Source organism: Flavobacterium profundi (assembly GCF_006491645.1).
Taxonomy (GTDB): domain Bacteria; phylum Bacteroidota; class Bacteroidia; order Flavobacteriales; family Flavobacteriaceae; genus Flavobacterium; species Flavobacterium profundi.
The window spans coordinates 98829-112973 of sequence record NZ_VDCZ01000005.1; the positions used below are offsets into that span (position 1 = coordinate 98829).

Annotated in this window: 11 protein-coding genes; 5 read left to right on the forward strand and 6 right to left on the reverse strand. The window is 32.3% G+C overall.

The window, feature by feature from the left end; genetic code table 11:
• The first annotated feature begins 24 nt into the window (after positions 1-24).
• Genes FHG05_RS08470 through scpA form a run of 3 tightly spaced genes read left to right on the forward strand, consistent with a single transcriptional unit; the run spans position 25 to position 2685 of the window.
• Complete coding sequence (locus FHG05_RS08470; protein ID WP_140997583.1) at positions 25-258, forward strand: hypothetical protein; 234 nt, start codon at positions 25-27, stop codon at positions 256-258.
• Positions 248-541, forward strand: coding sequence for a type II toxin-antitoxin system RelE/ParE family toxin (locus tag FHG05_RS08475; RefSeq protein ID WP_130736470.1), 294 nt, complete (start codon positions 248-250; stop codon positions 539-541). Before FHG05_RS08470 ends, FHG05_RS08475 begins: the two co-directional genes overlap by 11 nt.
• A gap of 11 nt (positions 542-552) precedes the next feature.
• Complete coding sequence (gene scpA, locus FHG05_RS08480) at positions 553-2685, forward strand: methylmalonyl-CoA mutase (protein ID WP_140997584.1); 2133 nt, start codon at positions 553-555, stop codon at positions 2683-2685.
• Between the two features lie 86 nt (positions 2686-2771).
• On the opposite strand, the gene FHG05_RS08485 is transcribed toward scpA, so the two are convergent.
• From FHG05_RS08485 to FHG05_RS08500, 4 genes are read right to left on the reverse strand one after another with little or no spacing between them, the layout of a single operon-like run.
• Entirely contained in the window at positions 2772-3512 is a 741-nt protein-coding gene (locus FHG05_RS08485; RefSeq protein WP_140997585.1) for a DUF6602 domain-containing protein, read from the reverse strand.
• On the reverse strand, positions 3505-3963 hold the full coding sequence (locus FHG05_RS08490; protein WP_140997586.1) for a Mov34/MPN/PAD-1 family protein: 459 nt from the start codon (positions 3961-3963) through the stop codon (positions 3505-3507). Before FHG05_RS08490 ends, FHG05_RS08485 begins: the two co-directional genes overlap by 8 nt.
• A gap of 3 nt (positions 3964-3966) precedes the next feature.
• Positions 3967-5565: a ThiF family adenylyltransferase gene (locus tag FHG05_RS08495; protein WP_140997587.1), complete on the reverse strand. Its 1599-nt coding sequence runs from the start codon at positions 5563-5565 to the stop codon at positions 3967-3969.
• 1 nt (position 5566) lies between these two features.
• Positions 5567-6508: an SMODS domain-containing nucleotidyltransferase gene (locus FHG05_RS08500; RefSeq protein ID WP_235889680.1), complete on the reverse strand. Its 942-nt coding sequence runs from the start codon at positions 6506-6508 to the stop codon at positions 5567-5569.
• A gap of 640 nt (positions 6509-7148) precedes the next feature.
• Between FHG05_RS08500 and FHG05_RS08505 the strand changes: the two genes are divergently transcribed.
• A complete protein-coding gene (locus FHG05_RS08505) occupies positions 7149-9578 on the forward strand; it encodes a T9SS type B sorting domain-containing protein (protein ID WP_140997588.1) in 2430 nt (809 codons plus the stop codon).
• 60 nt (positions 9579-9638) lie between these two features.
• Here FHG05_RS08505 and FHG05_RS08510 read toward each other — a convergent pair whose 3' ends face one another.
• Positions 9639-11822, reverse strand: coding sequence for an alkaline phosphatase D family protein (locus tag FHG05_RS08510; RefSeq protein ID WP_232338068.1), 2184 nt, complete (start codon positions 11820-11822; stop codon positions 9639-9641).
• 129 nt (positions 11823-11951) lie between these two features.
• Complete coding sequence (locus FHG05_RS08515; protein WP_140997590.1) at positions 11952-12857, reverse strand: glycerophosphodiester phosphodiesterase family protein; 906 nt, start codon at positions 12855-12857, stop codon at positions 11952-11954.
• Positions 12858-12997: 140 nt separating this feature from the next.
• Here FHG05_RS08515 and FHG05_RS08520 point away from each other — a divergent pair, with 140 nt between their 5' ends.
• Complete coding sequence (locus FHG05_RS08520; protein WP_140997591.1) at positions 12998-14125, forward strand: methionine aminotransferase; 1128 nt, start codon at positions 12998-13000, stop codon at positions 14123-14125.
• Positions 14126-14145 lie beyond the last annotated feature (20 nt).

Consider the following 14145-nt stretch of genomic DNA (forward strand, 5'->3'; position numbering starts at 1 on the left):
TGTAACTTTCAAAAAAAGAAGAAGATGGAAGCCATAAGACAGTTTGTAAAAGTAAAAAACCAACAGTTAAATATTATTTTACCTGATGATTTTCTTGCTGAAGAAGTAGAAGTAATTATTCTTGCTAAAACAGAATCTGATGTAAATCTTTCACAAGAACAAATGCATTTTTTAGATGATCGAGTAAACGAACCCGAATCAGAATATATAACATCTAACGAATCATTAGAAAAATTAAAAAAGAAGTATGGATATTAAAATTCTTGTTTCTAAAAAAGCTCAAAGTGAAATTGAAAATGCAATGGAATACTATGCAGAAATTAATCCCAACCTTTCCTTTCGCTTTTATTCAGAAATAACTGAAGCTTATAAAAAACTTGAAATCAATCCAAACTATCAAATTAAATATAAGAACTATAGAGCAATTCCTCTACAAATCTTTCCATTCATATTGTTCTACGTGTATGAAGAAAAAGAGAACTTAATTAAGGTTTTATCTTGTTTTCATACTTCAAAAAATACAACTAAATACCCTAAATAGTTTTAATAACTATGAGAAAAGACATACAAAATTTAAAATTAGAAGTCCGAAATCAGAAATCAGAATCTGTCAGTTCGAGCGGAAAAGAGAATTTCATTACCGCAGAAGGAATTGAGGTAAAATCAACCTACACAAAAGAAGATATTCAAAATTTAGAACATATTGGTTTCGCAGCAGGGTTTACACCTAATCTTCGTGGCCCATACAGCACCATGTACGTTAGAAGACCTTGGACCATTCGTCAGTATGCTGGTTTTTCTACTGCAGAAGAAAGTAATGCTTTTTACCGTAGAAATTTAGCAGCGGGTCAAAAAGGGCTTTCTGTTGCCTTTGATTTGGCGACTCATAGAGGTTATGATTCTGATCATGAACGTGTAGTAGGCGATGTTGGAAAAGCAGGTGTAGCCATCGATTCGGTAGAAGACATGAAAATTTTGTTTGACCAAATTCCCTTAGGAGAAATGTCGGTTTCCATGACCATGAATGGTGCGGTTTTGCCTATTATGGCTTTCTATATTGTTGCAGCAGAAGAACAAGGTGTGGCACCAGCATTACTTTCAGGAACTATTCAAAATGATATTTTGAAAGAGTTTATGGTAAGAAACACTTACATCTATCCTCCTACTCCTTCCATGAAAATTATTGCTGATATTTTCGAATACACCAGTAAAAATATGCCCAAATTCAACTCGATTTCTATCTCTGGGTATCATATGCAAGAAGCAGGTGCTACTGCAGATATCGAATTGGCTTACACATTAGCAGACGGATTAGAATACATTCGCACCGGTTTAGCTGCTGGAATGGATATTGATACTTTTGCACCTCGTTTATCGTTCTTTTGGGCGATTGGAATGAATCATTTTATGGAAATTGCAAAAATGCGTGCGGGCAGAATGTTGTGGTCCAAACTATTAAAACAATTTCATCCTAAAGATGAAAAATCACTAGCCTTACGTACGCACTGTCAAACTTCTGGATGGAGTTTAACGGAACAAGATCCATTTAATAATGTGGCGCGTACTGCTATTGAAGCTGCTGCTGCTGCTTTTGGTGGCACACAATCTTTACATACGAATGCTTTAGATGAAGCCATTGCTTTACCAACCGATTTCTCTGCTCGGATTGCTAGAAATACGCAAATTTTCCTTCAAGAAGAAACTAAAATTTGTAAAACGGTGGATCCTTGGGCTGGAAGTTATTATGTAGAAAGTTTAACGGCTGAAATTGCTGAAAAAGCTTGGGCTTTGATTGAAGAGGTAGAAGCTTTAGGGGGTATGACCAAAGCGATTGAAGCAGGAATTCCAAAATTACGTATTGAAGAAGCTGCAGCTAGAAAACAAGCCCGTATTGATAGTGGACAAGATATAATTGTAGGAGTTAACAAATACCGTTTGGAAAAAGAAGATCCGTTACATATTTTAGATGTGGACAATCAAATGGTGCGTAACCAACAATTAGAATTATTAGCTAAAATAAAAGCTACCCGAAATGCACAAAAAGTAGCCGCATCTTTGGCAAAATTAACGGAATGTGCTAAAACAGGTAATGGAAATTTATTATCTTTAGCTGTAGAAGCAGCTCGTAATAGAGCCACTTTAGGAGAAATTAGCGATGCACTCGAAAGTGTATTTGGAAGATATAAAGCACAAATTAGAAGTTTTAGTGGCGTGTATAGTAAAGAAATAAAAAATGACGAAAGCTTTGAAAAAGCGAAACAATTAGCCGATGCTTTTGCTAAAAAAGACGGGCGTCGTCCTCGTATTATGATTGCCAAAATGGGTCAGGATGGACATGATCGTGGTGCCAAAGTAGTGGCAACAGGTTATGCAGACGTTGGTTTTGACGTAGACATTGGTCCGTTGTTCCAAACACCACAAGAAGCCGCCAAACAAGCCGTTGAAAATGACGTGCATATTTTAGGCGTTTCTTCTTTGGCTGCGGGTCATAAAACCTTAGTTCCTCAAGTAATTTCCGAATTACAAAAATACGGTCGGGAAGACATTATGGTGATTGTGGGTGGTGTTATTCCTGCTCAAGATTACCAATTCTTATTTGATGCAGGTGCTGTAGCTGTTTTTGGTCCTGGAACCAAAATTAGCGATGCAGCCATTCGTATTTTAGAAGTTTTATTGGAGGAGTAACAATTCTTTGTCACATCGAGCGCAGTCGAGATGCCTCATAAAAAAAAAAAAAAAACACCAGCAGAAATGTTGGTGTTTTTTTGTTATTACTGAGAATCTAATTGGTCTATATATTTGTTCAAATCTATTGGTCTTACTGTTCCTAATTTCTGTAATTCCAGCAGAAGCTTAAGAAAAAAGAAAATTAATGTTTCGTTATCACTACTAAAATTAATTTTTTTAGAATTATCAAAAACAAAAGATTTATCATTTAAAACACAACCTATATTTATTTCTTCATCGCCTTTTAAATTTTGAAAACAATTATTAAATGGCTCTGAAGTTTCAATTGAATCTGCCCATGAATTATCTAACGACAAAAAGCCTCCTAATATATTAAACAATTTTGGAGCGGTTTTAATTTCTCCTCGATCAACTACTGCGGCAGTAGTTCTATTTAAAACTCTTACACTTTTTACTTTATCAGCAGCATATATTAAATTTCCTTTAGAAATTTCCTGTTTTGCCTCAAACACGGCATAAACACTTTCTACAGGCAAATACTTAATCCCATTTCTATTCAAAATAAATGGCGTGTATTGTTTATCATATATAACAATGTCAATTGCATCACTCCTGTTTCCCTCAAAATCAATTATTATAGCTTTAGTTACGGAATATCTTTTTGGAAGATACTTTTCAAAAAATTCTAACCATATATTTTCACTACCATCGCCTTTTGTAGGTTCGTGAGGAGTGTTTTCTCTTATTGATTCTAGATCAGCTATCATAGATTTCTGTAAACCAATAAAAAGACTTTTCATATTTATTTTTTCATTTTCACTCATATTTATATACTTCTTTATTAAAAAAAACATTAAAACTATAATCTTTAATTCCTTTTTTGTCAAAACCCACAATTAACAAAATTGGATTTTCTATATCTCCTTTTGCTATTTTTTTTAATGCTTTGAAATCAGTTTGACTATACCTTGAATTAGAGTTTGGATGTGTGTGCCATTCACCTAAATAATGAATACCTTCTCCTTCAAACAATTTAACAAAGACATTTTTAGTTTCTTCATTAACTATATGTTTAAATGAAACTGGTGAATTCAAATATTCAAGTGCTGTAATCTGTTTTACAATTATTGCTGTCTTTTTATTCTCTGAATATTTCCCCAATAAATACCCCCCAATTTCATTAGGATAATGAACTAATGCTATTTCAAATAATTCATTTAAAAGATTGTCGTCATATTCTATCTCTAGCCCAATTTTATTATTAGATTTTACCATTAACTAATCTTTTAATTTAATTGTATAGTTCTCATTCTCATTAACCTCTAACATAAATGTTTTTAATGCTAACCCTTTTTTTAATTTGTAATCAATATTACTTAATGCAAAATTTAATAAGACATTAATATTATGAAAAGATGCTTTAAAAGTAGGACTCCAACAACCTTGAGGATTAAATAAATCGCTTAAATCTTGGTTAATTTCATTATAAATTTTAGAATTTGTTGCGTAAACATTTCCTTTGCCAATAACACAAACTAAATCATTAGCATTATTTGAAATTGACAAGCTTATCAATTGACTTTTAATAGGTAAACCATCAATGATTATATTTACATCATTACTAGCTGTACAATTGAAAATATAATTATACTTATCAAAAAAGTCCAAATAAATTTTTCTAAGTTCATCTGTATTTAATGGTATTACAGCATTATTAAATTTATTTATTTCTACAAAAGGAGAAATACTAGTTAACAAAAGTGCTAACTCATCAACTTTATAGTTTTCACCACTAAAAAAATTGTATTTAGCTCTACAAATATTACCTATCTCTTTTACATCATTATCAAACAAGTCTACATTCTTACATCCTCCTCTAACTAATGATTCTGCCAAATTACTTCCTATTGCACCAACACCTAGTACCAAAATTTTAGATTCTGTTAAACTATTATGAAGTTTTCCACGTCCAAAGAAAATATCATATGAACTATCAACAGTCTTTGACCAAATAACATCATTATCTATTAAATCGCCTTTATAAACCGGTAAATTATAGTAATCTACTAATATTGTCTCATAATTAATTTTACCATCATAAATAGGATACCCTAGTAGTAATACAAAAAACTTTCCTTCAATTAAATCTTTCTTTTCTAACTTCTTCTTTGAATCATTTAGAAACTTTAAGAAATTAGAATTAAAAACAGTTTCAAAATCAGTCCATTTATTAAATGAAAAATTTCTGTGATATACTGGTGCTTTATCTAAAATATAATAAATTCCTTTAAAAGAATTTTTAAAGGTACTGTAATAATTAGCCCATAAAAAGCTTATTTTGGAATTATCATTTTGGCTCTTTAAGCCTTGAATTAAATAATTATTTTTTTCAGTTGAATAGCCTTTTGTGTAATAAAAAAATCCAAAATCCTCTTTATTGGGCGTAAAATCTGAATCACAAAACAAAAAAATGTTTTTTTTATTTAGTTTACTATAAAATAGATATTCAAAATGTTTATCATCTATTTCTAATTCATAATATTTATGAAACCATTCTAAAAGTGCTTTTATATCATTATCTAATTTATATTCTAAATCAGATGAAGATAATGAATGAAAACAAACTGAGCCATCAAAATTTATATGCGCATATTGCTTTAAATCTACATTTACAAAAGAGATAGATTCTGAATTTCCATTTTTTAAAGGGTAAATAGCTTCAACTTTTACATCAAATGTAACATTTGGTTTAGTACGTGAGATTAACTCTATTTTTCCAGCAATAAAATCATCTTTAACCTCAAAGTCATTGATAACTGTGAGGTTAAAAACATTCTCTTTAAAAACCTTTTCAACAATACTTAACCTATTATCCATTTTATCCAAATTGATTACTAGGCGGTATTATTACACTTGAAGAATTATTAACTCTATATAAATTCTTAGATTCGCTTTCTACTTCCTTAAATTTCTCATTTTCTTTAAAATAATTTTTTAAATTTTCCTCATTCAATTCAACATTATCAAGAATATTTTGAAAATCATTTTTTAAAGAGTTTTTTTGATAACTATCAAGAGTTTTGGCAATATCATTGCTTGAGTTACCTGGATCTTTCAAACTGAAATTTTCTCTAGTGATTTCATCTTTAATATATTCTAAGACAATTTTAAGTTTCTCCCATAGGTTACCAGAAATAATCTTATTATCAAATGCTTTAATAACAATTAACTCCATAAAAAAAGATTTGAAATCTTTATTCTTTTGACATTTCCAAATTTTCAATAGTCGAATAATTTGTCTAGCATCTTGTTTTCCTTTAATATTTTCAATCTGAGCTTGAATATTTGTTTGTGTATAAGTACCATCATAAGTATTGATATTAATATTTAAATAATACTCTTCTGGATAAGCATCTTTACTCAACTCTCTTCCTGGTACAACATCAATTTGAATAATGTCTCCATCTGTATCGCGATAAAATTCAACACCTATAGATACTTTTTGTTTTCTAACATATGCTAAATCATTATATTCTTCTTTTAAAAATTCAAATACATCATTAAACATTTCTTCAATTGTAGAAAAGGAATTTCTTTTGAAAGGGACAGCTAAATCTAAATCAAATTTAGAATTAATTGCTGTGTGCTTTGCATAAGAACCTGAATTAAAAGGAGCATAAATCTTTTCTTCATACTTACCTTCTAGTTTTTCTTTAATTTCTTTTCTTTTTTCTTTGAACTTATCAAATAAGTTATTGATATGTTTCATTTTGTGTGTTTCTAAAACACTTCCTAAATAATCAGCTTTGTTAAAACTCACCTATCTCAAATTTATAGTTTCTCCCAATTTTATTATTCGGTATTGAGTGAAAAAGACCGAGAAGAAATTAGAAAAAATTTGAAGGAGAAGAAAAATATAATACTTTTGCACCTACAAACAAAAAACTACTCTATTCTTACTATCAGAGTGATTTTTTAATGAATTAATAAAAAAGAGTCCTGCGAACGCCAATTCATGGACTCTTCATTTTTTTCATAAACTGTGCCATAAAAAAGTATAAAAACATTATTCTTCAACAAAAACTAAATTATTTTAAAATATTGTCATTAAACGTCTTTTTTTACTTTTAATCCTTTAATAAAAAAATAAAAACACTGACAAAAAGACATTTATATCATAAAAAGATATTTTTATATAAAATTTTAATGTTTTTTTGACATATAACAACCTGTCAGCGATAAAAATTATTTACTTATTTTTTTTAATCAACCCCTACAACACCTCAACAACATACAATAGCTTAGCTCTAAAAGGCTAAGCTATTTGTTTTTATACCTTTTTCGCTGTACTATTTTTAAAATCAATATCAAAAATACAGGTTAAAGAAAACTGGTCTGTATAGTTTTTATAACTTACTTTTTATAGTATTCTAAATAGGAAGATACTATATTTAGTAATTATGAAAAATAGTAATTCCTTTTTGGCAATACCGAAAAAATACTGCCTTTTAATTTTATTCTTAGCAAACTATACATTCACTTTCGGTCAGCTCGGTTTCTGTAATGGAAGTAGTGGCGCACCTATTTTTTTTGAAAACTTTGGGAGTGGCAGTACGTATGGTCCGCAATTGCCTGCAGGAGTTACGAATTACACCTATGTAGCCAGTGGCTTTCCTCAAGATGGACAATATACGCTTTACAACAGAACGAATCTTATTCCAAATAACTGGTTGTATTCGTTAGATCACACTCCTGACACAGAACCTAATGGCCTGAATGGAAAATGTCTCATCGTTAATGCTAGTAATACACCTGGTCAATTCTATAGAAGAGTGGTTACGGGCTTGTGCAGCAATACGACTTTTGAATTCACCGCTTGGTTACTAAATATTTATAATTCGGCTTCTGGTGGCTGTCCAGGAACTGGTATTCCTATTAACGTGACTTTCGAAATTTGGAACGCAACTGAAACGGTATTGCTACAATCGGGAAGTACTGGAAATATTGCTGGGACCTCATCACCCAATTGGAATCAATACGGACTAGTTTTTACTATGCCAACTGGGCAATCTGCTGTTGTTCTAAAAATGAAGAACAATGGAGCAGGAGGTTGTGGTAATGATTTGGCGATTGATGACATTATGTTTCGTTCATGTGGGGATTATTCTTCTATTACGAATACCACTGCTTCAGGAAATTCGATTACTATTTGTCCGAATGAAATACTTACCAATACCAATTTACAAGTTACTACTTCTGGTACTTCTACTTATTTTTATCAATGGCAACAAAGTACAGACAATATTAATTTTTCTGATATTTTGGGAGAAACCAATACTACTTTTGCCCTACCAACACCATCCGTAACCACTTATTACCGAGTAAAAGTTGCACAAGATATTTCACATATTAACAATAATTTTTGCTCTACTTTATCTGATATTTATACGGTTTTTGTAAGCACATTACCCGATGCTCCTGTTAGCAATGGAAATGGAACTGCTTGCAACAATTCAACTACTACTCTATCGGTTAGTGTGAACACTAATGAAACGGTAAATTGGTACGATGCTGCTATTGGTGGCAGTCATTTGTTATCAAATAGCACCTCTTTTACACCAACAAACATTGGTACCTATTATGCGGAAGCCATTAATACAAATGGTTGTCCTAGTGCTACAAGAACCGCTGTCACTTTAGAACCCATGCCTACAGTAACAACTAACGGAACAACAACTATATGCTCTGGTGAAGCAACCGCTATTACTTTAACATCTTCAAATCCAAGTGCAACTTTTAGTTGGACCGTCTTACAAACGAATTGTACTGGAGCTTCTGATGGAACTGGAAATACTATTTTACAAACGCTTACCACTTCTGGAAATACAGTTGGAACAGCTAATTATACCATAACTCCTTCTATTAATGGTTGTGAAGGCACAACAGAAACTATTATCGTAACTGTAAATCCTATTGAAAATATAGTTTTACACTTTCCCAATATACCTTTATTATATTGTGAAAATGCAGCCGCACCCGTTTTACCTACCGCATCTTCAAACAATACACCTATTACAGGAACTTGGAATCCCACAGTAATTAACACAGCCGTTTTAGGAACTACAACCTATACTTTTACTCCAGAACCACAAAGTTCTTGTATACAAATTGACCCTTACGAAATCACAATTAAGGTGGCTAATGATTTTATGCCCGATTTTGAAGATACTATTCGTTTTTGTTCAGGAACAACACCACCGCTTTTATCAACTACAGCACCTAATGGAATTACAGGAACTTGGAACCCATCGATAATAGATAACAGTATTTCTAACTCGTATACTTTCACGCCCGATGCGGGCCAATGTGCGCAAACACAAACTATACAAGTAGTGGTCATTGAAGCTACTTTAACTGATTTAGAACATACAACTACAGCTGCTTTTTCAGAAAACCAAATTATCACCGTGATTGCAAATGAAGCAGGAAATTATTTATACCAATTAGATGACGGCCCTTTACAAGAAAGCAATGTTTTTGAACAAGTATCAATGGGAAGTCATACCATTACGGTTATAGATACAGCAGGTTGTTCGGAAGAGTTAACCAAAGAGGTTTTCATCGTTAATTATCCTTATTTCTTCACACCGAATGGAGATGGAATTAATGATACTTGGTCCATTCGTTTTGAAAATGCGTTTCCTAATGCTCTTATTTCAATTTTTGATCGTTATGGTAAATTAATCAAACAAATTACTAATAATTCTAACGGTTGGGATGGGACTTTTAACAATCAAGACTTACCAGCAAATGATTATTGGTTTACCATAGAGTTTACAGAAAATAATAGGCCACACATGTATAAATCTCATTTTAGTTTGATTCGCTAAATAAAAATAAAAAAGGAGATTAAAAAATCTCCTTTTTCTTGCTAAAAACACAACATCTATTTATTGACCCACAATAATTTTTCTAGAAATTACTGCATCATTGGCTCTGAGTTGTAATAGATAAATTCCCGTTGGTAACCCCGAAACATTATATTCTAAATTATATAATCCTTCAGTTACCGTATCATTTAATAATTCCCCAACCAAAATTCCTTTTTCGTTATATAAAGAAGCTGTTACTTGACTTGGTTTTGCAATTGCAAAATGAAGATTCGTTAAACCTTTACTTGGATTTGGGTAATTCCCAATAACAACTACTGCGTTTTCATCTATAGTTTCAGTAGTTGCGTTAGTTCTTGCTAAAGGTGCTGGAACAGGTACATTAGTTGTGGCTAAAGTAGAAGCTGTATTGGCACTTTTTAAGAATTTCTCTCCATCTCTAACATAATAACTGTGCGAATAAAATTGACCTGGATTTATGGTTTGAATAGTATTCACATAATTCCAATCTGCTTGTACACGGTCATTTCTTACATCTAAAATAAAATATCCGTGATTGCTTAAATCAGCTTTCTTAATATGCGGATTAAAAGCAGCCACCAACCAGTTTAAGAACGAACTTGTAAATCCTGCAAACTCATCTAAATTTGAAGAAGTAATACTTGGCGCTACAAATTCAACTCCCATTGAACCTGTTTTAAACAAGGTATTATAGGTCAACAAACTTTTTGGTAAATCGGCTACAAAAGTCATGTGAATATCACCTGTAATTACAACAATATTATTGATTTTTTTGTCTTTAATATAGGTATACAAACGCTCTCTTTCTTCTTGATAGCCGTTCCATGTATCTTTTAATTCTAAAGGAATAACCGGCATCATTAAAACTTGATTTCCTACTACTTTCCATTTCGCTTTGGAGTTCGATAATTGTTGGGTAAACCAATTGAACTGCGTTTCACCTAACAACGTCTTATTCCCTTTATTCTCTTGTAAATTAACCTTTTGCAATTTAGAATATACTTCCGCTCTTAATTCGTTCCATTCTTTTTGAGAAACATTTTTTTCTAATTTTTGAGCATCCCAATCAGAAGCTTCCATGTACACTAATAATTTAGCATATAAAGCATCAAATTCTTCTTGAGAAATAGCTCCTTTTCCTTCTTTCATTTTAAAAGAACCTTCTAAAAAGGATTTCAAAAGAAATTTATTCGCCTCATCTTGAGAAAAACGAGATAAATCGGTATTTTGAATTTTGAAAAGGAAAGAATCGTCTTGTTTGTCTCTACCTTCAATACGGGTATCTAATAGAATTAAATCCATTAAATTACCATATTGTATTCTTCTGTAAATTTGATTTGGGTTTTGAACATTATCACGTATTGGCATCCATTCAAAATAAGCTTTCCAAGCGTTATTTTTTCTAGTATTCCAATCTCCTTCCGTAGCAGGTTGGTGATTTTCTGCACCGTTTACATACGCATCATTTGCAAATTCGTGATCATCCCAAATTAAGATAAAAGGATGTTGCTGATGTGCTCTACGTAAAGAAGGATCCAATTTATAAAACGAATGACGCACTCGGTAATCATCTAGCGTGATGATTTCGTTAGTAGGTTCATGACCACGACCCACAGCAGAAGAATAACCAAAGCCTCCTTCCTCGTATTCATAAATATAATCTCCTAAATGAATGACCGCATCAATATCATTTCTTTCAGCTAAACGGTCATATACATTAAAAAACCCATTTTGGTAATTCGAACAAGAAGCTACAGCAAAACGAAGTTGCGATACTGAAGTTGTAGGAACAGTTCTGGTTCTCCCTGTTATAGATTGTTTTCCAAGAGCCGTAAAACTGTAATAATAAGTAGTTCCAGGATTTAAACCCGTTACATCTACTTTTACCGTGTAATCTCTAAAATCTCCCGTTTGAAAATTTCCTTGTTGCACTACATGCTGAAGTTGTGGATCGGTCGCCATTTTCCAACTCACAGTTACCTCTTCGTCGTTGTAAGGCGTAACACGTGTCCAGATGATGATACTATTGCTTGTTGGGTCACCAGAAGCCACCCCGTGATAAAATGGAAAAAGAGAAGCATCCATAGTACCTTGTACCTTAGTTGTCTTCTCTTGTTCTCCATAAGAATGAGAAATTTTAGTCAATCTCGCATTCATTTGTTTTTGAGCTGTTCCTAAAAAGGCACAGCAAAGCATTGCAAATAAAAAATAAATTTTTTTCATGATTAGAATGTTTGTTGTTTGTGGAGCCAAACTAATCATGAAAAAAAAGATTTGAGTCTCGGTTACATTAAGAAAAATTAAACAGTTTGTAACCAAAAATCACGAGATGTTAAAAAAACATCAAGTATATTATTCCCCTTTTATCGTTAGGTTATTTTCTTTAATATAAAGCGCCATTTGTTGGGCTACAGCAGCAGGTCTATCCGAAGAAATAATCATGACACCTGCTTTTACAATGTCTAAATAAATGGCATCTCCATTTGCGATGGCACTTTTGTCGATATTCCCCATGGTTCCAGATATACAAGCAATTCCTTTCTCTTTCATGTAGTGCATGGTTTCAGGTTTTGGAAAAGTAGTCCCTACAAAAGCAATCATGTTTTCAGCTTTAACTCCTAAATTTTCCATACGCTCTACATCTTCTTTACCTCTAGCTGAAACCGAAAGCATCATATCTGGAGCCAAAGCAGCCACTTCTGCAGCTTGAGTAGCATTATATGTAATAATGATGGAATAATTTTCTGCTTTATTACGCTTTACGGCATCAACTATCATTTTAAAAGGCACACCTCTTTTTACATCTAAGGTATACACTACCTTATTTTTTCCCCATTGCAACACCTCGTCTAAGGTTTCAATTTTATACGGAGTAACCTTACCTTCGGTATCTTTTAAAGATAATTGTTGCAATTCTTTGTAGGTATATGCATTGATATTTCCTGTTCCAGTAGTAGTTCTATCTAAGGTATTATCGTGCATCATGACTAAAACTGAGTCTTTGGTTAATGCAATGTCTGTTTCAATTACGGCAGGATTATACGAAATTGTATGCGCAAATGTAGCCGTGCAATTTTCTGGAAACCCAACTGTTGGTCCACCACGATGAGCACTTACTACAGGATAAAAATTACTTGAAGCTCTAAAAAATGATTTAAAATCGGTATTGTTTTTAAAAGCTAAAGTATGTTCTTTTTGTTGCGCAGTTCCTAAATAAAAACTGCAACATACAGCTACGTATAAAATGATATTTTTCAAAACACTATTTTTTTAAATTTGAAGCACAAAAGTACGTATTCTAAGATTTGCTATAGCTATAGAAATGTTAATTAATTGGAATCCATTTTCACACTTATTTTTACTAAAAACTCCTACTTTTGTAAGAACAATCAATTTTCATGTCAAAACTACCTCACATTCCAACAAGTATTTTCTCTGTAATGTCGCAATTAGCGAATGAACATGGAGCTATTAATTTATCCCAAGGTTTTCCCAATTTTCCGGTTGACCAAAGGCTTTTAGATATAACGAAGCAACTTACACACGAAAACACCCACCAATATACACCCATGGCTGGTTTGCCTTCTTTATTAGAAAAAATTAGTCAACTTACTTACGAAAAATATACACGAAAAACAGACGTTGCTACTGAAATTTTAGTTACAGCTGGAGCCACACAAGGTATTTACACTACCATTAATACCTTAATTAAACATGGCGATGAAGTGATTATTTTAGATCCTTGTTATGACAGTTATGAACCTTCTGTTTTAGTTGCGGGTGGCAAACCCTTTCGTATTGCATTAAACGAAGATTACGCGCCTAATTTTAACCGTATTGAAGCCGGTATAACTTCCAAAACCAAAATGATTATTATTAATAATCCACACAATCCTACGGGAAGAATTTGGAAAGAAAATGAGTTTGAAGCTTTAGAAACACTTTTAGAAAAACACCCACAAATAGTACTTTTAAGTGATGAGGTGTATGAATACATTTCCTTTACACAACCCCATATTTCGATAAACACTCGTCCTAAATTAAGAGAACGTGCCATAATTGCTTCCTCATTTGGAAAGTCGTTACACGTAACCGGATGGAAAATCGGTTATTTGATTGCACCAGAAAAACTAATGCAAGAAATAAAAAAAGTGCATCAGTTTTTAGTATTTAGCGTGAGTAGTCTTTCCCAACACGTGATTGCTTCTTATTTAGACATCGTTGATTTTGATGCTATAGCTAAAATGTATCTACAAAAAAGAGATTTATTTCGATCCCTTTTAGAAGGCAGTCGTTTTACCCTATTACCCTGTGAGGGCACGTATTTCCAAGTGGTTAATTATGAAAAAATCAGTTCAAAAAACGACACTGATTTTGCGAAAGAATTAATTACCCATCATGGTGTTGCCACCATTCCAATTTCTGTATTTTATGAAGATGGAACAGACAAAAGGATGTTGCGCTTTTGTTTTGCGAAAACCGATGAAACTTTAGTTGCTGCTGCGGAGAAGTTGAGAAGGGTTTAGATTATATATAATTTTAACCG